Source organism: Mesorhizobium sp. M1D.F.Ca.ET.043.01.1.1 (genome assembly GCF_003952385.1).
Taxonomy (GTDB): domain Bacteria; phylum Pseudomonadota; class Alphaproteobacteria; order Rhizobiales; family Rhizobiaceae; genus Mesorhizobium.
Window position 1 is genome coordinate 3,222,608 of the sequence record NZ_CP034444.1, and the last position, 25,584, is coordinate 3,248,191.

At 65.2% G+C, this 25,584-nt stretch carries 24 protein-coding genes; 16 read left to right on the plus strand and 8 right to left on the minus strand.

Going from position 1 to position 25,584, the window contains the following annotated elements:
• Positions 1-30: 30 nt before the first annotated feature.
• Genes trpA through EJ067_RS15625 form a run of 3 tightly spaced genes read right to left on the minus strand, consistent with a single transcriptional unit; the run spans position 31 to position 2,786 of the window.
• Positions 31-870 (minus strand): tryptophan synthase subunit alpha, encoded by an 840-nt coding sequence (gene trpA / locus EJ067_RS15615; protein WP_126086542.1) that lies wholly within the window; start codon positions 868-870, stop codon positions 31-33.
• Positions 871-872: 2 nt separating this feature from the next.
• Positions 873-2,093, minus strand: a complete 1,221-nt coding sequence (trpB, locus tag EJ067_RS15620; RefSeq protein WP_126086543.1) for a tryptophan synthase subunit beta — start codon at positions 2,091-2,093, stop codon at positions 873-875.
• Positions 2,094-2,126: 33 nt separating this feature from the next.
• Positions 2,127-2,786, minus strand: coding sequence for a phosphoribosylanthranilate isomerase (locus tag EJ067_RS15625; RefSeq protein ID WP_126089630.1), 660 nt, complete (start codon positions 2,784-2,786; stop codon positions 2,127-2,129).
• A gap of 111 nt (positions 2,787-2,897) precedes the next feature.
• Here EJ067_RS15625 and EJ067_RS15630 point away from each other — a divergent pair, with 111 nt between their 5' ends.
• Positions 2,898-3,116 (plus strand): hypothetical protein, encoded by a 219-nt coding sequence (locus tag EJ067_RS15630; protein ID WP_126086544.1) that lies wholly within the window; start codon positions 2,898-2,900, stop codon positions 3,114-3,116.
• 30 nt (positions 3,117-3,146) lie between these two features.
• Here the strand turns inward: EJ067_RS15630 and EJ067_RS15635 are convergent, their stop codons facing one another.
• The 4 genes from EJ067_RS15635 to EJ067_RS15650 form a co-directional block, all read right to left on the minus strand.
• Positions 3,147-3,905, minus strand: coding sequence for a M48 family metallopeptidase (locus EJ067_RS15635; protein ID WP_126086545.1), 759 nt, complete (start codon positions 3,903-3,905; stop codon positions 3,147-3,149).
• A gap of 119 nt (positions 3,906-4,024) precedes the next feature.
• Positions 4,025-4,507: a DUF2852 domain-containing protein gene (locus EJ067_RS15640; RefSeq protein WP_126086546.1), complete on the minus strand. Its 483-nt coding sequence runs from the start codon at positions 4,505-4,507 to the stop codon at positions 4,025-4,027.
• Positions 4,508-4,623: 116 nt separating this feature from the next.
• Complete coding sequence (locus tag EJ067_RS15645) at positions 4,624-5,766, minus strand: benzoate/H(+) symporter BenE family transporter (protein WP_126086547.1); 1,143 nt, start codon at positions 5,764-5,766, stop codon at positions 4,624-4,626.
• 2 nt (positions 5,767-5,768) lie between these two features.
• Positions 5,769-6,539, minus strand: a complete 771-nt coding sequence (locus EJ067_RS15650; RefSeq protein WP_126086548.1) for an alpha/beta hydrolase — start codon at positions 6,537-6,539, stop codon at positions 5,769-5,771.
• 214 nt (positions 6,540-6,753) lie between these two features.
• Between EJ067_RS15650 and infC the strand changes: the two genes are divergently transcribed.
• From infC to EJ067_RS15690, 8 genes are all read left to right on the plus strand, one after another.
• Entirely contained in the window at positions 6,754-7,290 is a 537-nt protein-coding gene (infC, locus tag EJ067_RS15655; RefSeq protein ID WP_081482097.1) for a translation initiation factor IF-3, read from the plus strand.
• Positions 7,291-7,499: 209 nt separating this feature from the next.
• The gene (locus EJ067_RS15660; protein WP_126086549.1) at positions 7,500-8,147 is read left to right on the plus strand and encodes an isoprenylcysteine carboxylmethyltransferase family protein; all 648 of its coding nucleotides are present in this window, start codon (positions 7,500-7,502) and stop codon (positions 8,145-8,147) included.
• A 411-nt stretch (positions 8,148-8,558) separates the two neighbouring features.
• Entirely contained in the window at positions 8,559-8,762 is a 204-nt protein-coding gene (gene rpmI, locus EJ067_RS15665; protein ID WP_027166935.1) for a 50S ribosomal protein L35, read from the plus strand.
• A 39-nt stretch (positions 8,763-8,801) separates the two neighbouring features.
• Positions 8,802-9,203 (plus strand): 50S ribosomal protein L20, encoded by a 402-nt coding sequence (rplT, locus tag EJ067_RS15670; protein WP_042637600.1) that lies wholly within the window; start codon positions 8,802-8,804, stop codon positions 9,201-9,203.
• 97 nt (positions 9,204-9,300) lie between these two features.
• The gene (pheS, locus tag EJ067_RS15675) at positions 9,301-10,386 is read left to right on the plus strand and encodes a phenylalanine--tRNA ligase subunit alpha (RefSeq protein WP_126086550.1); all 1,086 of its coding nucleotides are present in this window, start codon (positions 9,301-9,303) and stop codon (positions 10,384-10,386) included.
• A complete protein-coding gene (locus tag EJ067_RS15680; RefSeq protein WP_126086551.1) occupies positions 10,383-10,835 on the plus strand; it encodes a GFA family protein in 453 nt (150 codons plus the stop codon). Before pheS ends, EJ067_RS15680 begins: the two co-directional genes overlap by 4 nt.
• Complete coding sequence (pheT, locus tag EJ067_RS15685) at positions 10,832-13,240, plus strand: phenylalanine--tRNA ligase subunit beta (RefSeq protein WP_126086552.1); 2,409 nt, start codon at positions 10,832-10,834, stop codon at positions 13,238-13,240. Before EJ067_RS15680 ends, pheT begins: the two co-directional genes overlap by 4 nt.
• A 45-nt stretch (positions 13,241-13,285) precedes the next feature.
• Entirely contained in the window at positions 13,286-13,888 is a 603-nt protein-coding gene (locus tag EJ067_RS15690; protein WP_126086553.1) for a nucleotidyltransferase family protein, read from the plus strand.
• A 209-nt stretch (positions 13,889-14,097) separates the two neighbouring features.
• On the opposite strand, the gene EJ067_RS15700 is transcribed toward EJ067_RS15690, so the two are convergent.
• A complete protein-coding gene (locus tag EJ067_RS15700; protein WP_126086554.1) occupies positions 14,098-15,093 on the minus strand; it encodes an aldo/keto reductase in 996 nt (331 codons plus the stop codon).
• A gap of 97 nt (positions 15,094-15,190) precedes the next feature.
• Here EJ067_RS15700 and EJ067_RS15705 point away from each other — a divergent pair, with 97 nt between their 5' ends.
• The 7 genes from EJ067_RS15705 to EJ067_RS15740 all read left to right on the plus strand — a co-directional run bounded on the left by EJ067_RS15705 (position 15,191) and on the right by EJ067_RS15740 (position 25,567).
• Positions 15,191-16,081: a LysR family transcriptional regulator gene (locus EJ067_RS15705; RefSeq protein ID WP_126086555.1), complete on the plus strand. Its 891-nt coding sequence runs from the start codon at positions 15,191-15,193 to the stop codon at positions 16,079-16,081.
• Between the two features lie 184 nt (positions 16,082-16,265).
• Positions 16,266-16,838 (plus strand): cytochrome b, encoded by a 573-nt coding sequence (locus EJ067_RS15710; protein WP_126086556.1) that lies wholly within the window; start codon positions 16,266-16,268, stop codon positions 16,836-16,838.
• Between the two features lie 67 nt (positions 16,839-16,905).
• Positions 16,906-17,481 (plus strand): YceI family protein, encoded by a 576-nt coding sequence (locus EJ067_RS15715; RefSeq protein ID WP_126086557.1) that lies wholly within the window; start codon positions 16,906-16,908, stop codon positions 17,479-17,481.
• Between the two features lie 278 nt (positions 17,482-17,759).
• The gene (locus tag EJ067_RS15720) at positions 17,760-18,746 is read left to right on the plus strand and encodes a Gfo/Idh/MocA family oxidoreductase (protein WP_126086558.1); all 987 of its coding nucleotides are present in this window, start codon (positions 17,760-17,762) and stop codon (positions 18,744-18,746) included.
• A gap of 37 nt (positions 18,747-18,783) precedes the next feature.
• Positions 18,784-20,439 carry an FAD-binding dehydrogenase gene (locus EJ067_RS15725; RefSeq protein WP_126086559.1) on the plus strand — a complete coding sequence of 552 codons (1,656 nt, stop codon included), beginning with the start codon at positions 18,784-18,786 and terminating at the stop codon, positions 20,437-20,439.
• 304 nt (positions 20,440-20,743) lie between these two features.
• On the plus strand, positions 20,744-24,784 hold the full coding sequence (locus tag EJ067_RS15730) for a Pls/PosA family non-ribosomal peptide synthetase (protein ID WP_245468323.1): 4,041 nt from the start codon (positions 20,744-20,746) through the stop codon (positions 24,782-24,784).
• A 135-nt stretch (positions 24,785-24,919) separates the two neighbouring features.
• A complete protein-coding gene (locus tag EJ067_RS15740) occupies positions 24,920-25,567 on the plus strand; it encodes a 4'-phosphopantetheinyl transferase superfamily protein (protein WP_126086561.1) in 648 nt (215 codons plus the stop codon).
• Positions 25,568-25,584 lie beyond the last annotated feature (17 nt).

Below are 25,584 nucleotides of genomic sequence, written 5' to 3' on the forward strand. Positions count from 1 at the left end.
GGCTCCTGTCCTGACGAAGAGGTAGGAAAACTATTCGGCGGCAGCAAGGCGGGCCGTACGGACGCCCTGGGCAAGGCCGCTGACCAGCGTGGCGACGGCTTCGGCCGGATCGGCGGTCTTCTCGCCCTTGGGTCCGAGCACATTGGCGACCGCGTTGACGATGGCGGTTCCGACGACGACGCCGTCGGCCGAGGCGCCGATCACCCGCGCCTGCTCGGCGGTCTTGACGCCGAAGCCGACGCAGACCGGCAGCGCGGTGTGGCCCTTGATGCGCTTGACCGCCGCCGCAACCTTGGCAGTGTCGGCAAGGGCGGAGCCGGTGATGCCGGTCATCGAGACGTAATAGACGAAGCCGGAGGTGTTCTCCAAAACCTTGGGCAGGCGCTTGTCGTCGGTGGTCGGCGTCGCCAGGCGGATGAAGTTGATGCCGGCCTTCAGCGCCGGGATGCAAAGCTCCTCGTCCATCTCGGGCGGCAGGTCGACGACGATCAGGCCGTCGATGCCGCTCGCCTTGGCATCGACGAGGAAGCGATCGACGCCGTAGATGTAGATCGGATTGTAGTAGCCCATCAAAACGATCGGCGTCTCGTCGTCGCCGGCGCGGAATTCGGACGCCATCTTCAACGTCTTGACCAGCGTCTGGCCGCCTTTCAGCGCCCTGAGACCCGCCGCCTGGATGGCCGGGCCGTCGGCCATCGGATCGGAGAAGGGCATGCCGAGCTCAATGACGTCGGCGCCCGAGGTGGGCAGTGCCTTCATGATGGACAGCGAGGTATCGTAATCAGGATCGCCGCCCATGATGTAGGTGACGAGAGCCGGGCGGCCTTCGGACTTCAATTTCGCCATGCGGCGGTCGATGCGGGTGGTCATTGTCAGATCTCCATGCCCAGCATCTTGGCCACCGTGTGCACGTCCTTGTCGCCGCGGCCAGACAGGTTGACGATGACGATCTGATCCTTGTCCATTGACGGCACGATCTTCATCGCATGCGCGATGGCGTGCGCCGATTCCAGCGCCGGGATGATGCCTTCGACGCGGGTGGTCAGCTGGAAGGCTTCCAGCGCCTCGTCGTCGAGGATCGGCTCATACTGGACGCGGCCCGTGTCGCGCAGCCAGGAATGCTCGGGCCCGACACCAGGATAATCGAGGCCGGCCGAGATCGAATGACCGTCGAGGATCTGGCCGTCCGAATTCTGCAACAGATAGGTGCGGTTGCCGTGCAGCACGCCTGGCTTGCCGGCATTCATCGAGGCGCAGTGCTCGACGCCGTCGAGGCCGCGGCCGCCGGCCTCGATGCCGATGATGCGGACCTGGCTGTCGTCGAGGAAGGGATGGAACAGGCCGATGGCGTTGGAGCCGCCGCCGACGGCGGCGATGAGGACGTCCGGCAGCCGGCCTTCCTGCTCCAGTATCTGGGCGCGGGCTTCCGTGCCGATCACCGACTGGAACTCGCGCACCAGTTCCGGATAGGGATGCGGGCCGGCGGCGGTGCCGATCAGGTAATAGGTATCCTCGACATTGGTGACCCAGTCGCGCAGGGCCTCGTTCATTGCATCCTTCAGCGTGCCGTGGCCGGCGGTGACCGGCCGCACCTCGGCACCGAGCAGCTTCATGCGGAAGACGTTGGGGCTCTGGCGGGCGACGTCGGTGGCGCCCATGTAGACGACGCAAGGATAGCCGAAGCGGGCCGCCACGGTCGCCGAGGCGACGCCGTGCTGGCCGGCGCCGGTCTCGGCGATGATGCGCTTCTTGCCCATGCGCTTGGCGAGCAGGATCTGGCCGAGGCAGTTGTTGATCTTGTGCGAGCCGGTGTGGTTCAGGTCCTCGCGCTTGAAGTAGACCTTGGCGCCGCCGAGATGTTTCGTCAGGCCTTCGGCGAAATAGAGTTTCGAGGGCCGCCCGGCATAGTGGGTGGACAGGTTCTGCAGCTCGGCCTTGAACTCCGGATCGTTCTTGGCCTTGTTCCACTGCTCTTCGAGATCGAGGATCAGCGGCATCAGCGTCTCGGCGACGAAGCGGCCGCCGAAAATGCCGAACATGCCCTGCTCGTCGGGCCCGGTTCGGAAGGAATTGGGCATGGCCGGCTTGTTCATCGCCGATCTCCTAAATATTGGCCTTTGAGTTGTTCAGGCGGCGCGATCGTCGCGCGCGGCCCTGACGGCCCGGAAAAACTGCTCGATCAGCGCCGGATCCTTGACGCCCGAAGCGCTTTCCACGCCCGACGAGATGTCTATCGCGGGCGGATTGGCCAGTCTCAGGGCATCGCCGACATTGGCGGCGTTGAGCCCTCCGGAAAGCATGTAATCGAGGCCGGCGTCAAGGCCGGCAAGGATGCGCCAGTCGAAGGCGACGCCGTTGCCGCCCGGCAATTGCGACCCCTTGGGCGGCTTGGCGTCGAACATCAGGCGGTCGGCGATGCCGATATAGGGTTTGATCCGTTCGAGATCGGCCGCTTCGCTGACCGACAGCACCTTCATGACCGGCAGGCCGTAGCGCGCCTTCAGCTCCGCCACCCGCGCGGGGGTTTCGGATCCATGCAGCTGCAGCATGTCGGGGCGCATTTTGGCGACGATCTCGTCCAGGAAGGCATCGTCGGCATCGACGGTGACGGCGACCGCCTTGGCCTTTCCGGTTGCCGCCTGGCGCAGCCGACCGGCGTCCGCAGGTTCGATGAAGCGCGGGCTTTTGGCGAAGAAGATGAAGCCGACATGGCTGGCGCCGCCGGCAAGGGCGGCGGACATCGCGGCATCGGTCTTCAACCCGCAGATCTTGATGTCGAGCGTCATGGCGCGGGATTGGCACGAAACGGCCGAAGAGTCGAGAAAAAGCATGCTGTTGCCGGGCGATCAGAAAGCGCTAACTTGAATCTAAGGCAATGCAGGCGGGAGCAGACGACCATGGCCGACCAGACCGTCGCCGAACTCAGGCAGAAGATCGCGCAGGCGCGCGAGGTGATCGTCCATCTGATGGCGAAGTCCGACTTCAACGGCGCCGAGGCGCACCGGGCGCTCGACTATTTCGGCAGCGATGCCTTCGACAGCAATTTCCTGCCCTGGCCGCATCCGAGCGAGGAAGGGTTGCGGCCGGAGGAGCTCAACGCGGCGAACGATGATTGAGCATCCTATCGCCCGCCGCAGCTTCACCGCCTACTCGAACACGATCGCCTGCAGGGCGCCGCCGTTGCGCTTCAGCCAGTCCTTGCAACGCTCGGTGTCGGGACAGAGCTTTTCGCACAGCTTCCAGAATTTCGGGCCGTGGTTCATCTCCTTCAGATGCGCGACCTCATGCGCCACCAGGTAGTTTATCACCGGCGGCGGCGCCATCATGATGCGCCACGAGAAGGAGAGATTGCCCTCCGAGGTGCATGATCCCCAGCGGCTGGAGGTATCCTTGTACCGGATCGCCTTGGCGCGCTTGCCGATCGCTTCGGTGTGCTTGACCACCAGCTTCTCGATCTCGCGCTTGGCCTCGCGTTTCAGGTAGTCGGCGATTCGGCGCGGCAGGTGCACGCGCTCGCCATGGACGATCAGCAGCGGGCCGCGATCATCGCGCGCGATGGTGACGGTGCCGCGTTTCGCCGGCTCATGGACGATGCGATGCGGCACGCCGCGAATCGGGACCTTGATGCCGGGCCTGACCTGCGGGCGCGTCGGCACCTTGGCCAGGCGCTGCTCCAGCCAGTCCTGATGACGGTCGAGGAACTTCTCCACCTCGCCGCGGCGCAAGCCGGGCGGCACGGTGATGCGCAGGCCCTGGCCGCCCGAATCGATGCGCAGCGTCAGCCGCCGGGCCCTGGCGCTCTCGACGATCTTGAGCGGCAGCGTGCGGCCGGCGACGCAGTGCTCGCGCTCCACGACGGGAGCGGGCTTGGGCTTGGTCAGGTTGCGAAAGAAGCCGATGGACATGGCTGGACGATACGCGATTCGAGGAAAACGGCCAGAGGAGGGAAGCCACAAAGAGAACAAAAAAGAAACGGCGCCGCTTGCGCGACGCCGCATATCATACCGGGGCCTGTCGCCTAGCCTCAGTCGTCAAGCAGGTTGGTACCCTTGTCGTGATTTGGGGCAGTCTTTCCGGCCGTATCGTTCGTGGCGGTCGGCGCAGTCCGCTTGTTGCGTTCAGCCATGAAGCGGTCGAACTCTTCCTGATCCTTGGCGCGGCGCAGCTCGCGGGCATACTCGTCGAACTCGTTCAGCATTTCGTCAAGCTTGCGGCGCTCCTCGGCGAGGCGCTCCAGCTCCTTCTCGCGCCAGTCGTCGAAAGCGACGTTGCCGGTGCGGGACGAGCCATGGCCCCAGCGGGCAGCTTTGTCGGAGCTGCGGCGGCAGCCGGCGAAGATGCCGTCGGTGGCGCGGTTGACGTCACGCTTGAAGCCGTCGAGCCGGTCGCCCCAGATGATGTAGGCGAGCATGGCGAAGCCGAGCGGCCAGAACACCATGAAGCCGATCACCATCAGCGCGATGGTCGCCGGCGTCCAGGCCGGACGGATCAATGCGGTTGTGTTCATTTTCTCCCAATCCTTCCGTTGGAAACAGCCAAACCGGCTGCGTGGAATCGAAATGGGAAGGCGAAATCGGCGATTCAAGGCAAAGCCGCCCAAAACCGGCGAAACCGCTGAAATGATTATCGCTTTTTGAGCTTTTCGAGGAAAAGCACGGCCATTCCGGCAACTAGCCCCCAAAACGCCGCGCCGACGCCGAAGAGCGTGAGCCCCGAGGCCGTTACCGCGAAGGTGACGGTGGCCGGCATGCGCTCGCCCGTGTCGTGGAGCGCAATCGACAGCGCGTTGGCTAAAGGCGCCATCAGCGCCAGGCCGGCGACCAGCACGATCAGGCTCTGCGGCAGGACGGCGAAGATCGCCACCAGCGAGGCGCCGAAGATGGCGAAGACCAGGTAGGCGAGCGCATAGAACGGGCCGGTCTTCCAGCGCTCGCCGGGGTCGGGATGGACATCCGGGCCGGTGCAGATGGCGGCCGAGATCGCCGCCAGATTGGTGGTCGAAGCGCCGAACGGCGCCGAAAGCAGCGAAAAAAAGCCGGTGACGCCGATCAGCGGGCCGGGTTCGGGATGGTAGCCTGCCGCCTTCAGCACGGCGAGGCCGGACAGGTTCTGCGAGGCCATGGTGACGAGGTAGAGCGGCAGGGCCAGGCCGACGATTGCCGAGGCGCTGAACTGCGGCGCAATCAGCGTCAGCGTCGACAGTTCCGGCGCCGGCAGGCCGCCGACGCGGCCGGTGAGGAAGGCGGCAAGGCCGCCGCCGATCAGCACCACCAGCACCGACACCGCCGGGTTGAACAGCCGGATGACGAAGAAAGCGGCGATCAGCGGCAGGATCAGCCAGGGATCGGTCGGAATGGCCTTCACCGCATTGATGCCGAAGCCGACCAGGATGCCGGCCAGCATGCCGGAAGCCACCGAGGCGGGAATCATGGCGATCAGCCGGGTCAGCGGCTTGAACAGGCCGGTGGCGATCAACAGGACGCCGGTAACAATGAAGGCGCCGACGGCTTGCGGCATGGTGAAGCCGCTGGAGGCGGCGATCAGCGCCAGGCCGGGCGTCGACCAGGCGGTGATGACCGGCATCCTGGTGCGCCAGGACAGCCACAGGCATTCGACGGCCATGGCCAGGCAGATCGCCGTGACCCCGCTCGCGGTCTCGATCTGGGTGGCGCCTATCGCCTTGGCGGCGGCAATGACGATGGCCAGCGTGCCGCCGAAGCCGACGATCGCCGCGACGAAGGCCGATATCGGGATGGAAATTCGCATCGTCAGGCGACCCGCTGGACCATGTCGCCGACGGCGCGCTTGAGCATGTCGAGATCCTCGGGGCGGGACAGGCGATGGTCGCCGTCGGGGATCAGCGACAGCGTGACGTCGTCCGCCGGCAGAAGGGCCGCGAGCTTCAGCGCATGGCCGGACGGCACGTCGGAATCGGCCAGGCCCTGCAGGATATGCACGGGGCAATGGGTGTCGATCGGTCCGGTCATCACCCGGTTGGCGCGGCCGTCCTCTATCAGCGCGCGCGTGTAGATGTAGGGCTCGGCCGAATAGTCGGACGGCTCCTCAAAATATCCCTTTTTCGAAAGGTCGCGCTTCTGTGCCTTGGTCAGCACCGGTTCGATCAATTCGACAGTAAAGTCCGGCGCCGGCGCAAGCAGCACAAGGCCGGCGACGCTGGTGTCGCCCGCCTTGCGCAATTCCTCCACCATGCGCAGCGCGATCCATGCCCCCATCGAGGAGCCGACCAGGATCTGCTTGCCCTTGCCGAAGCGCCGGAAGACGGCGAGGCTTTCGGCCAGCCATTTCGAGATCGTGCCGGCGGCGAAATCGCCGCCCGACTCACCATGCCCGGAATAATCGTGGCGCAGACAGGCGCGGCCTTCGCTACCCGTCCAGGCCGACAGCGCCTCGGCCTTGGTGCCCAGCATGTCGGATTTGTAGCCGCCCAGCCAGACGATGCCCGGCGCTGAACCCGGTACGTGCCTGACGGCGATCTCCGACCCGTCGACGTCGATGAAAACTGGTGTGCTGGCGTTCATGACCTTGTCCTTCCAGGCCGGTCTTTTGGCACAACCGGCGGTTCGCCGGAAAGTGCTCGGGCCGTTTCTTCGCTTGGTGCAGGCGATGGCACACTTGCAGGTGATTTCCTGGCGAGGCTGTGCTATTGACTCCGGCCGCGCGCTCACCACATAGGCGCGTCCAAGCAATTGAACTCAAAGAACCCTGAACGAAACGGCCGAGGAGACCACGACCATTCGCAGACCTTTCAAAGCAGCGGCCCCCACTAAGGACGGTCCGCGCTCCAACCGAGACATCCGGGTCCCCCGGGTCCAGCTTATCGACGCCGAAGGCCAGAACCGAGGCGATGTTTCCATCAACGACGCATTGCTGCTGGCCGAAGAGGCCGGGCTCGATCTCGTCGAGATATCGCCCAATGCCGTGCCGCCCGTCGTCAAGATCCTCGATCTCGGCAAGCTGAAATACGCCAACCAGAAGAAGGCGGCCGAAGCGCGCAAGAACCAGAAGGTCATCGAGATCAAGGAGATCAAGATGCGCCCGAACATCGACAGCCATGACTACGAAACCAAGATGAAGGCCGTGCGGCGCTTCTTCGAGGAAGGCGACAAGGTCAAGCTGACGCTCCGCTTCCGCGGCCGCGAGATGGCGCATATGGAGCTCGGCATGCAGCTCCTGAACAAGGTGCGCGAGGAAGTGGCGCCGATCGCCAAGGTAGAGGCCGAGCCGAAGCTCGAAGGCCGCCAGATGATGATGGTGCTGGCGCCCCGCTGACCGGCGGGCGCCTTCGCCTTTCCTTGCCTGTTCCGATAGGAGCGGTTCCCGAACAGGTCGCATCCATCACGGTTTCGGGAAATAGAGTTGACCGGCTCCTACGGCATCGTGCTCCAAAATCCGCCTGAATTGCGGAGCACGGCGTCCCGACGATCGGCCGGGCGCCTTATCCGATCGCCGCCAACCCCTCGACGATCGGACTGCAAATCATGGTCGATGACGTGAAATTCGCCAACGACAACCCGCCTGCCGGACTGGGCGGCTACCAGCAGATGCGCAGGCTGGTGCTGGCGGTGCTGGTGGTCATGCTGTTCGCGGCATTGCTGTTCGGCCAGTCGACTTTCCCCCCGGACACGCCGATGCACGAGTCGATCGAGATGTTCGGCGTGCTCTTGATCTTCCTCGGTGTCGTCGGGCGCTTGTGGTCCACGCTCTATATCGGTGGGCGCAAGTCCTCCGAGGTGGTCAGCGGCGGGCCCTATTCGATCACCCGCAACCCGCTCTATGTGTTCTCGACCGTGGCCGCCGCCGGCGTCGGCGCGCAGATCGGCTCGTTCAGCGGCATCGTCCTGTTCGCGCTTCTGTGCGCGGGCGCATTCCATATCGTCATCCTGCGCGAGGAGAAGTTCCTCAGGCAGGCGCTCGGCGCTCCTTACGAGGCCTATCTGGCGCGCGTGCCGCGCTTCTTTCCGAAGCTCTCGCTCTACCAGGAAGGCGACACCGGCAGCTTCAGGCCGCGCCTTTTGTTGAACACGCTGCTCGACGGGCTGGTGTTCCTGGTGGCGCTGCCGGCCTTCGAGCTGATCGACGGCGCGCAGCAGTCGGGGATGCTGCCGGTGTGGTTCAGGCTGCCGTAGGAACGGGTCGAGCTTCAGGTGAGGCCGGTCTGCAAACGGCGGCTTCCTGCGCTTCCGGTGCTCACGTACCTTAAGTACGCTCCGCTCCGGCCTTTGCCGGCCGAAGCCCTCATAAGTCTCTTCGCTCTGTGAAGGCTACGGCCGGCGTAGGCCGGTTCTCGGAACCCGCAATTTTCGACTCGGCCTGACCTGAAGCTCGACGCGTTCCCGCCGGCCGCAGTTTGTATCCGGCAGGACAGACCGTCGCATCGGTTGAGGTGTTGCGCGCGCGCCCTGTTTGATCTATAGGACCGCCGTTCCAAGAAAACCGCCCGGCAGGGCATGCCGTGGCGGTTTCATTTGCTTTTCGGGCTTTGGTCGCCCCGAAGCGAACAAGAAGCGCAATGGTGCGCCACATTACGGAGTAGCAAAATGCCCAAGATGAAGACCAAATCGGCCGCCAAGAAGCGGTTCAAGATTACTGCCACCGGCAAGGTGCTGTCGGCTGCCGCCGGCAAGCGCCACGGCATGATCAAGCGTTCCAACAAGTTCATTCGCGATGCCCGCGGCACGATGGTTCTGGCTGAACCGGACGGCAAGAAGGTCATCAAGAATTTTCTGCCGAACGGCCTTTAAGCATTTCGGTCCGGAACAGCGTTTTAAGGAGATCATGACATGGCACGCGTAAAGAGAGGCGTCACCGCCCACGCCAAGCACAAGAAGGTCCTGAAAGCCGCCAAGGGTTTCTACGGCCGCCGCAAGAACACCATCCGCATCGCCAAGCAGGCGGTGGAGAAGTCGCTGCAGTACGCCTACCGCGACCGCAAGAACCGCAAGCGCTCGTTCCGCGCGCTGTGGATCCAGCGCATCAACGCGGCGACCCACGAGCACGGCCTGACCTATGGCCGCTTCATCGACGGCCTCAACAAGGCCGGCATCGAGATCGACCGCAAGGTCCTGTCGGACATGGCCATCCATGAGCCGCAGGCTTTCGCTGCACTGGTCGCCAAGGCCAAGGTCGCGCTCGAATACCTGAAGAACACGACGCCGAATGCGTTTGAGAGCGCTGTAGCCTAACCAGCGCCTTCCCAAGCATATTCGACACTTGATTTGGGAAACCCGCGCTGGCAGGGCTGGCGCGGGTTTTTCTTTGCTTCCAATCGGGTTCCGGAACATGAGCGACATGGAAACTCTCGAAAATTCCCTGATGGCCGATATCGCTTCGGCAGCCGACGAGCAGGCGATCGAGGCGGTGCGCGTCTCGGCGCTGGGCAAGAAGGGCTCGGTCTCCGAAATGCTGAAGACGCTCGGCGCCATGAGCGCCGAGGAGCGGCAGGTGAAGGGCCCGGCGATCAATGGGCTGAAGAATCGCGTCACCGAAGCGCTGACGGCGCGCAAGGCGGAACTGAAGGACGTGGCGATCGCCGCCAGGCTCGCGGCCGAGACCCTCGACGTGACGCTGCCGGTGCGGCAGTCGCCGGCCGAGCGCGGCCGCATCCACCCGATCAGCCAGGTCATCGACGAGATCGCGGCGATCTTCGGCGATCTCGGCTTCGCCATCGCCGAGGGTCCCGATGTCGAGACCGACTACTACAATTTCACCGCGCTGAACTTCCCGGAAGGCCACCCGGCCCGCGAGATGCATGACACCTTCTTCTTCCAGCCGGACGAGAAGGGCGAGCGCAAGCTTTTGCGCACCCACACCTCGCCGGTGCAGATCCGCACCATGGAGCGGCAGAAGCCGCCGATCCGCATCGTCATCCCCGGCAAGACCTACCGGCAGGATTCGGACGCCACGCATTCGCCGATGTTCCACCAGGTCGAGGGGCTGGTGATCGACAAAACCGCCAACATCGCCAACATGAAGTGGGTGCTCGAGGAGTTCTGCAAGGCCTTCTTCGAGGTGCCGAGCGTCAAGATGCGCTTCCGGCCGTCCTTCTTCCCGTTCACCGAGCCGAGCCTCGAGGTCGACATCCAGTGCGACCGTTCGCGGCCCGGCGAAGTGCGCTTCGGCGAGGGCTCCGACTGGATGGAGATCCTGGGCTGCGGCATGGTGCATCCCAACGTGCTTCGTCACGGCGGGCTCGATCCCGACGAGTACCAGGGCTTCGCCTGGGGCATGGGCATCGACCGCATCGCCATGCTGAAATACGGCATGCCGGACCTGCGCGCCTTCTTCGACGCCGATGTACGCTGGCTCGCGCATTACGGCTTCCGCCCGCTCGACCTGCCGACGCTGTTCGGGGGGCTGTCGACATGACTGCCCCGCACACCGGCGGCTGCCGCTGCGGCGCGGTGCGGTTCGAAGCGTCAGCCGAGCCGCACCACATCAGCTATTGCCATTGCAGCGATTGCCGGCGCGCCAGCGGCGCGCCGGTGTCGGCCTTTGTCGGCTTCATGACCGACCAGGTCGCGTTGGACGGCAAGGCGCTGAAGACGTTCGAGAACGGCCCGGTGACGCGCTCGTTCTGCGGCATCTGCGGCTCGCCGATCGCCTATGTCGACGAGCGGCTGGCGGGCCACATCTATTTCACGCTCGGTTCGATGGACATGCCGGCCTATTTCAAGCCGACGCTGCATGCCCATGTGCGCGAGCAACTGCCCTTCCTGCACATGCCGGACGACCTGCCGCGCCATCTCAGGACCAGCGTGCCCCGGCCAGACGGACAATGGCCCAACGGGCAAAGACCAGACGGAACACAACCATGAAATTCACCCTCTCCTGGCTCAAGGATCATCTCGAGACCGACGCCTCGCTCGCCGAGATCGTCGGGCGGCTGACCGCGATCGGTCTCGAAGTCGAGCATGTCGACGACAAGGCGAGCCTGAAGCCCTTCGTCATCGCGAGGGTGCTGACGGCGGTCCAGCATCCCGACGCCGACCGGCTGCGCGTGCTGACCGTCGATACCGGCGACGGCAAGCCGCCGGTGCAGGTCGTGTGCGGCGCGCCGAACGCCCGCGCCGGCCTGATCGGCGCCTTCGCCGCGCCCGGCACCTATGTTCCCGGCATCGACGTGACGCTTTCCGTCGGCAAGATCCGCGGCGTCGAAAGCCACGGCATGATGTGCTCGGAGCGCGAGCTGGAAATCTCCGACGAGCACAACGGCATCATCGACCTGCCCGAGGACGCGCCGGTCGGCACCAGCTTCGCGGCTTACGCGCATCTCGACGATCCGGTCATCGAGATCAATCTGACGCCGAACCGGCCGGACGCGACCAGCGTCTACGGCATCGCCCGCGATCTCGCGGCGAGCGGGCTCGGCCGCCTCACCGGCGGCGCGATCATGCCGCATGCCGGCGAAGGCATGTGCCCGGTCAAGGTCAAGATCGAGGCGCCGGAGCTCTGCCCCGGCTTCGCGCTGACGCTGGTGAGGGGCGTGAAGAACGGCCCGTCGCCGAAATGGCTGCAGCAACGGCTGCTCGCCATCGGCTTGCGCCCGATCAGCGCGCTGGTCGACATCACCAACTACGTCACCTTCGACCGCGGCCGGCCGCTGCACGTCTTCGACGCCAACAAGGTCGCCGGCAATCTCGTCGTGCGCCGCGCCAAGGACGGCGAGAAGGTGCTGGCGCTCGACGGGCGCGAATACACGCTGACGCCGGAGATGTGCGTGATCGCCGACGACAATGGCGTCGAATCGATCGCCGGCATCATGGGCGGCGAGCATTCGGGCTGCGACGAGAACACCACGGACGTGCTGATCGAATCGGCGCTCTGGGACCCGATCACGACGGCGCGCACCGGCCGCACGCTCGGCATCATCAGCGATGCCCGCTACCGCTTCGAGCGCGGCGTCGATCCCGAATTCATGGTGCCCGGCGTCGAGCTCGCGACCAAGCTGGTGCTCGATTTCTGCGGCGGCACGCCGACGGAAATCGAAGTGGCTGGCTATGCCGGCCACAAGCCGAAGATCATCTTCTTCCCGCTTTCGGAAGTGAAGCGGCTGACCGGCATCGAGGTGCCGAGAGAGGAAGCGCTCGGCATCCTGACGCGGCTCGGCTTCGAGCCGCGCAGCTCCGGCGACGCCGTCGAGGTGAAGGTGCCGTCCTGGCGGCCGGATGTCGAGGGCAAGGCCGACCTCGTCGAGGAAGTGATGCGCATCCACGGCGTCGACAACATCCTGGCCCAGCCGCTGACCTCGCATGATGCGGTCAACGGCAGGATCCTGACCACGCTGCAGGTGCGCACCCGCGCCGCCAAGCGCGCGCTTGCCGTGCGCGGCATGATGGAGGCGGTCACCTGGTCGTTCATTCCGGCGAAGCACGCCGAGCTGTTCGGTGGCGGCCAGAACGGGCTGAAGCTCGCCAACCCGATCGCCGCCGACATGTCCGACATGCGGCCTTCGCTGCTGCCGGGGCTGATCGCTGCCGCGCAGCGCAATGCCGACCGCGGCATCGGCGATGTGGCGCTGTTCGAGGTATCCGGCACCTACGAAGGCGACCTGCCCGACCAGCAGCGCCGCGTTGCCGCCGGCGTGCGGCGCGGCACGGCCAAGCTCGACGGCTCCGGCCGCAGCTGGTCCGGCAATGCCACTCCGGTCGGCGTGTTCGATGCCAAGGCCGACGCGATCGCGGCGCTCGAGGCCTGCGGCGCGCCGGTCGACCGGCTGCAGATCGAGCCCGGCGGCCCGGCCTGGTACCATCCCGGGCGCTCAGGCACAATCAAGCTCGGGCCGAAGACCGTGCTCGGCACCTTCGGCGAGTTCCATCCGAAGACGCTCGAAACGCTCGACGCTGGCGGGTCGCTCTGCGGCTTCGAGGTCTTTGTCGACGCCGTGCCGGAGCCGAAGGCCAAGCCGACGCGCACCAAGCCGAAGCTGGAGCTGTCGCCCTTCCAGGCGGTGAAGCGCGACTTCGCCTTCGTCGTCGACAGGGCGGTCGAGGCCGGCGCGCTGGTGAGGGCGGCGTTGGCCGCCGACAAGAAGCTGGTCACCGGCGTTTCGGTGTTCGACGTCTTCGAGGGCGCCTCGCTCGGCGCGGCCAAGAAGTCGATCGCCATCGAAGTGTCGATCCAGCCGGTCGAAAAGACGCTGACCGACGAGGATTTCGAGGCGCTCGCAAAACGCATCGTCGAGAACGTCAACAAGCAGACGGGCGGCGTGCTGCGGGCGTAGGACATAGCCATTGCGGAGCGATGGCGAATCGCCCTCCAAAGGGCGATGCACCATCTCCGCTATTCCGGGCTTGCCTTCGACGAGCAGCGCGCGGCCTTCCTTGGCATCGTCGCGGCAGACCCGCTGCTCAACGAAACGCTGGCGCGAGTACGTGACCTTGCGCTGCCGGACTGGCTGGTGGTTTCGGGCGCTCTCTACAACAGCGTCTGGAACCATCTGACCGGCAAGCCGCCAGGCTATGGCATCAAGGATGTCGACCTGTTCTATTTCGACGACGCCGACCTCTCCTACGAGGCCGAGGACGCGGTGATACGCAGGGCAGCGCGGCATTTCGATGGCCTGACGCTGCCGGTCGAGGTGCGCAACCAGGCGCGCGTGCATCTGTGGTATCCGGAGAAGTTCGGGCAGGACTGTCCGAAATATCGCAACGCAAGCGAGTCCATCAGCTTCTTCGCATCGAAGACGCATGCGGTCGGGGTGCGGTTCGATGACGGCGGCGAGCTGGATTTGGTGGCGCCGTTCGGGCTCGACGACATTTTCTCGTTCCGGATCACGCCGAACCGGGCGATGGACAATCGGCGGACGCATGAGGCGAAGGGGGCGCGTGCGAGGGAGTGTTGGCCGGAGATTAGCGTCGTGCCTTGGTAGGATATGTAAGCGCGAGGCGCCCCCCTTTGCCCTGCCGGGCATCTCCCCCACAAGGGGGGAGATCAGCAGCTTTGGCGCCGCGCCTTTCCTTCAAACGGTCGTAATTGGCGAAAGCGGCGGTGACAGCCAATCTCCCCCCAAGTGGGGGAGATGTCCGGCAGGACAGAGGGTGCGCTGTCCCGCCGGCGTCTCAAAGCAAGCTGAACCGTCTAACCATTCACCAGCGCCAGCAGCTCTTCGGTGTAGCGCTTGCCGACCACCTTGTCGGGCGACAGCGCGTCGCCGATTGCCGCAGCCTCGGCGGCGCTCAGCTCGATCCCGGCCGCGGCCGTGTTCTGCTCCAGGTGGCGGATTTTCCGCGCACCCGGGATCGGCACGATGAAATCGCCCTGGTGCAGCACCCAGGCGAGCGCCAGCTGCGCCGATGTCACGCCCTTCTCCGCCGCCAGCTTCTCCAGCACCGCGATGACGGCGTTGTTGGCTGCCATGGCTTCGGCCTGGAAGCGCGGCAGGCCGAGGCGCCAGTCGCCGGCGCCGAGAGCGTCCGGCTTGGCGATCGTGCCGGTGAGCAGGCCGCGGCCGAGCGGGCTGTAGGGCACAAAGCCGATGCCGAGCTCGCGGCAGACGGCAAAGACCTCGTCCTCGGGATCGCGGCTCCACAGCGAATATTCGCTCTGCACGGCGGCGATCGGATGCACGGCATGCGCCCGGCGGATGGTTGCCGCACTTGCCTCCGAGAGGCCGAGAGCGCGCACCTTGCCCGCGCGTACCAGCTCGGCCATGGCGCCGACCGTATCCTCGATCGGCACGTTCGGGTCGACCCGGTGCTGGTAGTAGAGATCGATGACGTCGGTGTTCAAGCGCTTCAGCGAGGCTTCCGCCACGGCCTTGACGTGCTCGGGGCGGCTGTCGACGCCGGCCATGCGGTCGGTGCCGGTGCCTTCCTCCAGGATCTTGAAGCCGAATTTGGTGGCGATCGTCACCTGGTCACGTACCGGCTTCAGCGCCTTGCCGAGCAGGATCTCGTTTTCATAAGGGCCATAGACTTCGGCGGTGTCGAAGAACGTGACGCCGATCTCGACGGCACGGCGCAGCGTGGCGATCGCCTCGGCTTCCGGCTGGCCGCCATAGCCGAAGCTCATGCCCATGCAGCCGAGGCCGACGGGGAAGACTTCGAGTTCAGTTCCAAGTTTGCGGTTTTGCATGGCGCATCTCCTTGTTGCGATGGGAGGGAGATAAGCGCCTTGCATCTCGTTCGATAATCCGGCTACTTTCGTACGGCTTGTTCTAAAAGATAGATCAATGAACCGAACGAACCTTTCCCAGCTCGCGGTGCTCGCGACCGTCGCCCAGTGCGCCAGCTTTCGCGGCGCCGCGCGCGAGCTCGGCATCGCGCCATCGGCGGTCAGCCATGCGGTGTCGAGCCTGGAAGCCCGGCTCGGCGTGCGGCTCTTGGCCCGCAGCACGCGCAGCGTCGCGCCGACGGAGGAAGGTGCGCAGCTCCTGGAACGGCTCCGGCCGGCGCTTTCCGAGATCGACCTGGCGCTGGAGACGGCGGTCGAGGCGCGCGACCGGCCGGCCGGCAATCTCAGGCTCAGCCTGCCGCGCACCGCCGCGCATCTGGTGCTGACGCCGCGGCTCGCCGCCTTCGCAGCCGCCTATCCCGATATCGTGCTGGAGATCGTCATCGAGGACCGCTTCACCGATGTGGTCGAGGGCGGCTTCGACGCCGGGGTGCGGCTCGGCGAAAGCCTGCAGCGCGACATGATCGCGGTGCGCATCGGGCCCGACCTTCGCGGCGCCGTCGTCGGCGCGCCGTCCTATTTCGAGGTCATGCCGAAGCCGCGACACCCGCACGAGCTGGCCGACCACCGCTGCATCCGCTTCCGCTTTTCCAGCGGCATCCTCTATCGCTGGGAATTCGAGAAGGACGGCAAGGAAATAGAAATCGCCGCGCAAGGGCCGCTGATCCTCGACGAGGACCATCTGATCGCCCAGGCGGCGGTCGACGGCGCAGGCCTCGCCTTCGTCTTCGAGCCCTACGTGCGGGCCCCGCTCGCCGACGGCCGGCTGATCCGCGTGCTGGAGGACTGGTGCCCGTCCTTCGACGGCTTCTTCGTCTATTATCCGAGCCGGCGCCAGATGCGGCCGGCGCTGCGGGCCTTCGTCGATTTCTTCAAGGTGGGCGGGTAGGGTCCACCCTCCCCCTTGTGGGGAGGGTCGGCTCGCAAGCGCAGCGAAGCGGAGATTGCGAGACGGGGCGGGGGGTAGCGCCTACGAGGACCCCCACCCCGATCCGCGATGCGGATCGACCCTCCCCACAAGGGGGAGGGTAAGGAGCCCGGAAGAAAGCCGGAAGCAGGAGCGTTTGCGCACCATGCAGGCATCCATCACCAACACCACAACCCGCTATGGCTGGGCGATGATCATCCTCCACTGGCTGATCGGCATCATCTTCATAGGCCAGTTCGTGCTCGGCTTCGTCATGATGCGGATCGAAAGCCAGCGGACGTCCTTCGAGCTGATCCAGCTGCACAAATCCTTCGGCTTCCTGCTGCTTGGGCTGATCATCCTGCGCGTCGCCTGGCGGCTCGGCAATCGAGCGCCGGCGCTTCCGCCTTCGGTCGGCACATTGGAACGCAGGGCAGCGCCGCTGGCGCATTTCACGCTCTATGCGTTCCAGGTCGCCTTGCCAGTCTCCGGCTGGGCGCTGGTTTCGGTCTCGACGCTGGAAATCCCGACCATGCCGTTCAACCTGTTCGTCATGCCCGACCTGCCGCTCAGCGAATCCGACGCGGCGGAAAGCTTCTGGACGGCGGCGCACTGGTACCTCGCCTATGCCGGCATCGCGCTGGTGGCGCTGCATGTCGCGGCCGCACTTCGCCACCATTTCCTGCTGCGCGACACCGTGCTGGCGCGCATAATCACGCCTTCGTCAGGACGGGAATAGAGCGGGCAGCCCGTTCGTTGGTGGCGGGAAGACAGCAATGCGCTGGCTCAGGATAGGACAGATTTCCATGCATGCGCGCATCCTCGGATTTGCGGCTTTTGCCGCTTGCCTTGCCGTGCCCGCCGTCGCGGCAGTGGCCCTCAGCGACGCCGCCGGCAGCTACACGATCAGCCCGGCGGGCTCCAGCATCCACTTCACCATCGGCAAGGCGGGCGGCGGCGGCTTCGACGGCGCCTTCGGCCGCTTCAAGGGCACGATCCGCATCGACAATGCCGATGTCGGCCGCTCGAAGGTCGACCTCACCATCTATCCGGAAAGCGTCGGCACCGGACAGGGCCGCATCGACGCCTTCCTGCGCTCAGACGCGGTGTTCGACAGCGCCAACAATCCGGAGATCCAGTTCCGCTCGACAAACGTGACCCGCACCGGCGACACGACCGCGCTGGTGACCGGCAGGCTGACCGCGCGCGGCAAGACGTTCTCGGAGAAATTCACCGCCGAGCTCGACGCGCTTAAGTCCGGCACGATCAAATTCCATGTCACAGGCAAGGTGCTGCGATCGCGCTACGGCATGGATGTCGGTACGCCGCTCTATTCCAACGTCGTCGACTTCGACATGACGCTGATGGGGAGAAGGGGCTAGTTCTAAGCCCCGCCTCCTCGGGTTCGTCATCCTAGGGCGAAGCAAGGAGCGAAGCGACGCGCGCAGACCCTAGGATCCATTCCGTGACGCTAAAGCGTTGCAACGGTTACAGAATTCTGACCGTTGCACTTTACGTCACAGGTCACGGAATGGATCCTCGGGTCAAGCCTGGTCAAGCCTGAGGATGACGATGGCGCTTTGCGACCAGCGTCTCGCATTGGCTTTTCCGCCGATTTCGGGCAAACCTCGTCGCCTGTAAATCGACATGGAGAAGCACAATGTTCCGATGGGGTGTTCTGTCGACGGCCAAGATCGGCCGCGAGCAGCTTTTGCCGGCAATTGTGGACTCGGAAAACGGCGTGCTGTCGGCGATCGCCAGCCGCGACCTGTCGAAGGCGAGCGCGCTGGCCGACCGCTTCGGCGCCCGCCATGCCTTCGGCTCCTATGAGGAGCTGCTTGCCTCCAAGGAGGTCGACGGCGTCTACATCCCGCTGCCCACCTCGCAGCATGTCGAGTGGACGGCCAAGGCGATCGAAGCCGGAAAACATGTGCTGGTCGAGAAGCCGCTGGCGCTCGACGCCAGGGACATCGCGCCGCTGATCAAGCTGCGCGACGAAAAGAAGGTGCAGGTCTGCGAGGCCTTCATGGTCGTCTATCACCCGCAATGGATCAAGGTGCGCGACCTTATCGCCGGCGGCGCCATCGGCCGGCTCCGCCATGTGCAGGGCGCGTTCTCCTATTACAATGTCGACCCCAACAACATGCGCAACAAGCTCGACCTCGGCGGCGGCGCGCTGCCCGACATCGGCGTCTATCCGACGGTGTCGACGCGATTCTCGACCGGCAAGGAGCCGCGCCGCGTGCAGGCGACGATCGAGCGCGACAAGACCTTCGGCACCGACATCTTTTCCTCGATCCGCGCCGATTTCGGCGACTTCGAGCTGTCCTTCTATCTCTCGACGCAGATGGCGGCGCGCCAGGTGATGGTCTTCCACGGCGAGAAAGGCTTCATCGAGGTGTTTTCGCCCTTCAACGCCGGGCTCTACGACCACCACCGCGTCGAGCTGCACAACCAGAACCATACCGAGGCGCAGGTGTTCCGCTTCCCCGGCACGCAGCAGTACCGGCTGGAATGCGAGGCCTTCGTGCGCGCCGCCCAGGGCGGCAAGGAACGCGTCTTCACGCTGGAGGAATCGGTGCTCAACCAGAAAGTCATCGACGCCATCTTCCGCGCCGGCGAGAAAGACGGCTGGGAGCCCGTCTGAGACAGTCGCCGAACGGCGGATTTTGGCGGAGGAAAACATGGCTGACGCGGACGTCATCATTGTCGGCGCCGGGCTTGCGGGCCTCGTGGCCGCGGCAGAACTTGCCGACGCCGGCAAGAAGATCATCATCGTCGACCAGGAGCCGGAACAATCGCTGGGCGGCCAGGCCTTCTGGTCGTTCGGCGGACTCTTTCTCGTCGATTCCCCCGAGCAGCGGCGCATGCGCATTCGCGATTCGCATGACCTGGCGCTCGAGGACTGGATGGGCACCGCCGCCTTCGACCGTCCGGAGGATTTCTGGCCGCGCAAATGGGCGGAAGCCTATGTCGGCTTCGCCGCCGGCGAGAAGCGCTCCTGGCTGATCCAGCGCGGGATAAAGTTCTTCCCGGTCGTCGGCTGGGCCGAGCGCGGCGGCGGCAATGCGACCGGCCACGGCAATTCGGTGCCGCGTTTCCACGTCACCTGGGGCACCGGCCCCGGCGTGCTCGAGCCTTTCGTGCTGCGTGTGCGCGAAGCGCAAAAGCGCGGGCTCGTCCAATTCAGGTTCCGCCACCGGGTCAATGAAATCACGCGGACCGGTAAGACCGTGACCGGCGTGCGCGGCGACATTCTCAAGCCAAGCAGCGTCGAGCGCGGGCATAAAAGCTCGCGCGAGATCGTCAGCGATTTCGAGCTGCGGGCGCAGGCGGTGATCGTCGCCTCCGGCGGCATCGGCGGCAATCACGAATTGGTGCGCAAGAACTGGCCGGCGCGGCTGGGCGCGCCGCCGAAGCGGATGATCGCCGGTGTGCCGGACCATGTCGACGGCCGCATGCTGGCCATCACCGAACAGGCCGGCGGGTCGATCATCAACCGCGACCGCATGTGGCACTATGTCGAGGGCATCAAGAACTGGGCGCCGATCTGGAGCGAGCACGCGATCCGCATCCTGCCCGGCCCGTCATCGCTCTGGCTCGACGCGCGCGGAAAACGGCTGCCGGTGCCGCTTTATCCCGGCTTCGACACACTTGCCACGCTCAGCCACATCATGGGCACCGGCTTCGATTATTCCTGGTTCATCCTGACCAAGAAGATCATCCAGAAGGAGTTCGCGCTGTCGGGCTCGGAGCAGAACCCGGACCTCACCGGCAAAAGCTGGCGGCAGGTGCTGGGCCGCGCCACGTCGGGCATTCCCGGTCCGGTGAAAGCCTTCATGGAAAAGGGCGAGGATTTCATAGTCGAGCCCGACCTTTCGAAGCTGGTAGCGCGCATGAACGCGCTGGCCGGCGGCGAGCCGCTGCTCGAGGTCGCCCAGGTCGAGCGCGAGATCCGCGCCCGAGACATGCAGCTCGACAACCCGTTCTCCAAGGATGCGCAGGTCACTGCGCTGCGCGGCGCGCGCGCCTATCTCGGCGACAAGCTGATCCGCACGGCCAGGCCGCACAAGATGCTCGATCCGGCGAACGGCCCGCTGATCGCGGTGCGCCTCAATATCCTGACCCGCAAGACGCTTGGCGGCCTGCAGACCGACCTCGACAGCCGCGTGCTCGACGCCGAGGGCCAGCCGGTGCCGGGGCTTTATGCGGTGGGCGAAGCGGCGGGCTTCGGCGGCGGCGGCGTGCACGGCTATGCGGCGCTGGAAGGCACTTTCCTTGGCGGCTGCATCTTCTCCGGCCGCAGCGCCGGGCGGGCCGCGGCAAAGGCGGCCGGCTGAGGACGAAGTCCGGCAATCGATCGCCGCATGAGACACGACCTCATCAAATGATCGTGAGGTCGCCTGATCGTCATGGATCGGCCATCAGAGCAGCAGCATAGCGCTCGCGGAAATCGGTCCAGCTCCGTTCCGAGACGCCCGGCCAAGCCGGTCGGCCACGAGGGGACAACTGGTCCTACCTCACCAATTTATTGTCATTTTGCCAATCACCGCATGTGCGAGCGAACACGAGCTCGCGGGGTCCCCAATGTCTCTCACCGACGCAACCAAGCCCACCCGGCAAAACTCCCGCCAGGCCAATGCAATGGCGGGATCGCCCGCCCGCCGCCAGATCCTCATCGGCGCCGATTTCATCCAAAAGGGCGAGCCGCATGAGCGGCTCGACCGCTTCTTCGGCGATCTGGCGAGCCGTTTCGATGCCGTACCGGCGGTCATTTCCGACGGCCGGCCCTGGTCCTATCGTGAGTTGAACAACCGCGCCAACCAGTTTGCGCACCTGTTGATCGAGCGCGGCGTGAGGCCGGGCGACAGGATCGGCCTGCTGCTGGACCGCTCCGCCGAAACCTATATCGCCATGCTGGCGGTGATGAAGGCCGGGGCGGCTTTCGTCCCGCTCGCCACCGCGTTCCCCGAAGATCGCATGGTGATGATCATCGAGGACGCCAATGTCACGATGGTGATCAGCGTCTCCGGCTATGCGGCGCGCGTGGCGCGCCTGCCGGTTCCGCATATCTCGATCGACTCCGCGGAGTCCGAAATCGCGCTTCAGCCGGAAACGGCGCCCTTGCCGGACACCAGCCAGGATCAGACCTGCTACATCCTCTACACGTCGGGCACCACGGGCAAGCCGAAGGGCGTCGTCATCACCCATCAGAGCTTCTGCAACTTCATCCGTGTCGCCGCGGCGTCCTACGGCTATCAGCCCGGCGACCGCGTGTACCAGGGCATGACCATTGCCTTCGACTTCTCCTCGGAAGAGATCTGGGTGCCGTTCGCCGCCGGCGCCACCGTCGTGCCGGCGCCCGGCCAGCAGCCGCTCGTGGGCGAGGAGCTGGCCGGCTTCCTGCGCGATCATGACATCACGTGCATGGCGTGCAGCCCGACGCTGCTCTCCTCGATCGACAGCGACGCGCCGAGCCTGCGCGCGATCCTGGTCGGCGGCGAGGCCTGCTCGCACAAGCTCGTGGTCCGCTGGGCCAGGCCCGGCCGCCAGATCCTGAACACCTATGGCCCGACGGAAGCGACCGTCACCGCGACCATGGCGTTGCTGACGCCGGACGAGCCGGTGACGATCGGCAGGCCGCTGCCAACCTATTCGATAGCCATTCTCGACCCGAAAAGGCCGCAGGTGCTGAGCGGCGACGAGCTCGGCGAAATCTGCATCGGCGGCATGGGTGTGGCGGTCGGCTATCTCAACCGGCCGGAACTGACCGACGAGAAATTCATCCCTGATTTCATCGGTCTGTCGAACAACCCCAGTGGCCGTCTCTATCGAACGGGAGACCTTGGCCGCATCAACGACAAGGGCGAGATCGAATATCACGGCCGCATCGACACCCAGGTGAAGATCCGCGGCTATCGCATCGAGCTGGGCGAGATCGAGGCCGTGCTGCTGGATCAGCCGGACATCGCGCAAGCGGCGGTCACGACATGGGAGATCGAACCCGAACGCACGGAGCTGGTCGGCTACTACGCGCCCAAGAGCGGTGCGGAGGACTACGCGCCCAAGAGCGGTGCGGAGGGAGTGGATCGCACACTGCTCGTGCAGGAGCTGAAGCGACGGCTGCCCGACTACATGGTTCCAGCCTATCTGGAACAGTTGCCCGCCATCCCGATGACGGTCTCCAACAAGGTCGACCTGCGGAAATTGCCGAAGCCGACCAGCGCGCGCGTCGCCGCCGGCCATGCGATGATCGACCCTCGGAACGAAGACGAGAAGTTTCTCGTCGACACGCTGGCGGACGTGCTGAAATTCGAGGACATTTCCATCGAGGACCACTTCTTCGACGATCTCGGCGCGAACTCGCTTTTGATGGCCCGGTTCTGCGCGCGCATCCGTTCCCGCAAGGACTGGTCGACGACCTCGATGCGCGACATCTACCTGCATCCGACGGTCGCGAAGCTCGCCGATCACCTGCGCGCGCCGCAGATGGCCGCGGTTGCCGCGAGCGAGCCGATGCTGACGCATCGCGCCTCCAACCTTGCCTATTGGGGGACAGGGTTCGGGCAGCTGCTGTTCTACGCGCTCTACAGCTATGTCGCGCTTTGGGTGATCAATGACGGCCTCAACTGGGTCTATGACGCGCTGGACGACCCGCAGCTCCTCTATCTGCGCTGCGTCCTTCTGTCGGCCGGCGTGTTCTTCGGGCTCAGCGGCTTCGCCATCGTCGCCAAATGGCTGCTGGTCGGCCGCTGGAAGGCCGAGACGTTCCCGATCTGGGGCTGGCGGTACTATCGTTTCTGGATCGTCAAGACACTGGTCCGCTCGGCGCCGGTCGTCCTGTTCCGCGGCAGCCCGCTCTACAGCCTCTATCTGCGCCTGCTCGGCGCGCGGCTCGGCAATCGCACGGTCATCGAATGCCGCTCGGTTCCGGTCTGCACCGACCTGATCACGATCGGCGACAACTCGGTCCTGCGCAAGGATTCGATGATCCTCGGCTTCCGCGCCCAGGCCGGCTACATCCATACCGGCGCCGTCGACATCGGCAACGACGCTTTCATCGGCGTCGGCTCGACCCTGGACATCGACACGCGCATGGGCGACGGCGCGCAGCTCGGCCACGCCTCCTCGCTGCATCGCGGACAGGTCATTCCGGCCGGCGAGCGTTGGCACGGATCGCCGGCGATCCCGACCGAGGCGAACTATTGCACGGTCCCCAACGTGCCGCTTTCGAGGGTGCGCCGGTTCATCTACGAGGCGATCCAGCTCTTCATCCTCTTCGCGGTCGTCACGCCGTTCCCGCTCCTGTTCCACACCTACTGGGAAAATGTCGGCGACGATTATCAGGAGACCATCGGCATCGTGGCGATCGGCACCACGGTCACGGTGGCGGGCTTCATCGTCGGCGGCGTGCTGTTGGCGGCGATCGTGCCGCGGCTGTTCAACCTCATGCTGAAGCCCGGCCGAAACTATTCGCTCTACGGCTTTCACTATTGGCTGCAATCGATGCTGGAACTGGTCAGCAACGTGCGATTGCTGAACGTCCTGTTCGGCGACAGCTCGGCCATCGTCTACTATCTGCGCGCCATCGGCTGGCGGCTGAACAAGGTGGATCAGACCGGCTCGAACTTCGGCACCAACCAGCGGCACGAGAACCCGCAGCTGAGCGAGATCGGCTCGCACACGATGGTGTCCGACGGCCTGTTCATGGTCAACATGCAGAAGTCGGCCAACTCCTTCCGCCTCGAGCACACGCGGGTCGGCGAGCGCAACTTCTTCGGCAACAACATCATCTATTCACCGGATTCCCGCACCGGCGACAATGTCCTGCTCGGCACGAAAGTCCACATCCCGGTGGACGGCCCCCTCCGGGAAAATGTCGGGCTGCTGGGCTCACCGCCCTTCGAGATCCCGCGGATGGTCAATCGCGACAAGGAGCTTCTCGGATTGATCTCCGACAAGGAGCGCCATCGCCGCCTGCCGCTGAAGAACCTCCACAATCTGGTGACCGCGGTGCTGTTCGTGGCCGCGCAGTGGCTGATCCTGTTCCTGACGCTCGCGATCTGGGATCGGGCGCTGAACTACTACACCGAGTGGGCTCAGACCGCCCTGTTCGTGGCGGTGGTGCTGACCTCGGCCATTGCAATTCCGTTCTACATCTTCCTCGAACGCGTCAGCCTCGGTTTCCGCCGGCTGAAGCCGCGAATGGCCACGATCTACGATCCTGTCTTCTGGCGGCACGAACGCCATTGGAAATTGTCGGATTCGCCGATCATGGGCCTGTTCACCGGCACCCCGTTTCGGCCGATCATCCTGCGCCTGATCGGCGTGAAGGTCGGGCGGCGCCTCTATGACGGGGGCAGCGTCATAACTGAGCGGTCGCTGGTCGAGATCGGCGACGACGTGACGCTCAACGAGGGCTGCGTCATCCAGGCGCACTCGCTGGAGGAGGGCGCGTTCAAGTCCGACTACATCCGCATCGGCGATGGCTGCACCCTGGCGCCGGCCGCCTTCGTCCACTACGCGGTGGTGATGGGCAAGGGATCCGTGGCGGATGTCGACTGCTTCGTGATGAAGGGCGAGGTGCTGGAACCGAACACGGTCTGGCGGGGCAACCCGGCGAAGCTCTATGGCGTCGTGACACCGATCGATCCCCGCGCGGCGGAAACCGGACACGCCCCGTGACGAGAGAGCCGGCGTGGGCGATCGATCTGCTACGAGCCGGACAATGCGGCAGCTCGTGGCCTTTATGCCGGCTTCGGTTTCGTGGAGCAGGATTGGACGACGAGATGATCGCCGTGCTTGAATTGGGCCGATAGCGTGCACGCCCGGTCGGACAGCACACCGCCTGCCATCGCCGTGGATCGGGCGCTGGTCAGCCTTGCGCCACCCGGCGTGCTGACCGGCTGCCGCCGCATCCAGATGGAGGATGAACGATATCTCCTGCCGGCGGAACGCGCTTCGATCGCCACACGCGGGCACAAAGCCCGCGCAGCCAGCGGAGCGGGCCGCCGGATCGCGCATGAATTGCTGAGACGTTTGGGATCCGTCGACATCGCGGTGACGCGAGGCAGTTTGGGAAATCCGATTTGGCCGCCGGGTACCGTCGGTTCAATCGCGCATGACGACGAGATGGCCGTGGCGGTCGCCGCGCGGACGGATGCGATGAGAAGCGTCGGCGTCGACGTCGAGCCCGCCCTGCCATTGCCTGCCGACCTGCTGCCCATAGTGGCCGCGCCGCAAGACCGCCTTGGCGATCTCGACCCGGGCATGGGCGGCCGCGTTCTGTTTGCCGTCAAGGAAGCGGTCTACAAGGCGTCGTTTCGGCTCGACGGCCGCGTGCTGGGCTTCGAGGACATCGCCGTCGATTTCGAAACGGGCGAAGCTGTGACGTCATCCGGCCTGCGGCTGACGGTGCGTTTCGCCATCTCCCCAAGAATCCTGGCGCTGGCTTATCCGGCGCGGTAGCGCTGAGGGTTTCCGCT

Bases quoted from the DNA above. Each gene is read 5' to 3' on its own strand.
- EJ067_RS15700 (WP_126086554.1), bottom strand. From the start codon at position 15,093: ATGCAAAACCGCAAACTTGGAACTGAACTCGAAGTCTTCCCCGTCGGC.
- EJ067_RS15720 (WP_126086558.1), top strand. From the start codon at position 17,760: ATGTTCCGATGGGGTGTTCTGTCGACGGCCAAGATCGGCCGCGAGCAG.
- trpA (WP_126086542.1), bottom strand. From the start codon at position 870: ATGACCACCCGCATCGACCGCCGCATGGCGAAATTGAAGTCCGAAGGC.
- EJ067_RS15730 (WP_245468323.1), top strand. From the start codon at position 20,744: ATGGCGGGATCGCCCGCCCGCCGCCAGATCCTCATCGGCGCCGATTTC.
- EJ067_RS15705 (WP_126086555.1), top strand. From the start codon at position 15,191: ATGAACCGAACGAACCTTTCCCAGCTCGCGGTGCTCGCGACCGTCGCC.
- EJ067_RS15680 (WP_126086551.1), top strand. From the start codon at position 10,383: ATGACTGCCCCGCACACCGGCGGCTGCCGCTGCGGCGCGGTGCGGTTC.
- pheS (WP_126086550.1), top strand. From the start codon at position 9,301: ATGAGCGACATGGAAACTCTCGAAAATTCCCTGATGGCCGATATCGCT.
- EJ067_RS15645 (WP_126086547.1), bottom strand. From the start codon at position 5,766: ATGCGAATTTCCATCCCGATATCGGCCTTCGTCGCGGCGATCGTCGGC.
- EJ067_RS15630 (WP_126086544.1), top strand. From the start codon at position 2,898: ATGGCCGACCAGACCGTCGCCGAACTCAGGCAGAAGATCGCGCAGGCG.
- rpmI (WP_027166935.1), top strand. From the start codon at position 8,559: ATGCCCAAGATGAAGACCAAATCGGCCGCCAAGAAGCGGTTCAAGATT.
- EJ067_RS15690 (WP_126086553.1), top strand. From the start codon at position 13,286: ATGCACCATCTCCGCTATTCCGGGCTTGCCTTCGACGAGCAGCGCGCG.
- EJ067_RS15640 (WP_126086546.1), bottom strand. From the start codon at position 4,507: ATGAACACAACCGCATTGATCCGTCCGGCCTGGACGCCGGCGACCATC.
- EJ067_RS15660 (WP_126086549.1), top strand. From the start codon at position 7,500: ATGGTCGATGACGTGAAATTCGCCAACGACAACCCGCCTGCCGGACTG.
- EJ067_RS15625 (WP_126089630.1), bottom strand. From the start codon at position 2,786: ATGACGCTCGACATCAAGATCTGCGGGTTGAAGACCGATGCCGCGATG.
- EJ067_RS15635 (WP_126086545.1), bottom strand. From the start codon at position 3,905: ATGTCCATCGGCTTCTTTCGCAACCTGACCAAGCCCAAGCCCGCTCCC.
- EJ067_RS15725 (WP_126086559.1), top strand. From the start codon at position 18,784: ATGGCTGACGCGGACGTCATCATTGTCGGCGCCGGGCTTGCGGGCCTC.
- trpB (WP_126086543.1), bottom strand. From the start codon at position 2,093: ATGAACAAGCCGGCCATGCCCAATTCCTTCCGAACCGGGCCCGACGAG.
- pheT (WP_126086552.1), top strand. From the start codon at position 10,832: ATGAAATTCACCCTCTCCTGGCTCAAGGATCATCTCGAGACCGACGCC.
- EJ067_RS15650 (WP_126086548.1), bottom strand. From the start codon at position 6,539: ATGAACGCCAGCACACCAGTTTTCATCGACGTCGACGGGTCGGAGATC.
- EJ067_RS15710 (WP_126086556.1), top strand. From the start codon at position 16,266: ATGCAGGCATCCATCACCAACACCACAACCCGCTATGGCTGGGCGATG.
- EJ067_RS15715 (WP_126086557.1), top strand. From the start codon at position 16,906: ATGCATGCGCGCATCCTCGGATTTGCGGCTTTTGCCGCTTGCCTTGCC.
- rplT (WP_042637600.1), top strand. From the start codon at position 8,802: ATGGCACGCGTAAAGAGAGGCGTCACCGCCCACGCCAAGCACAAGAAG.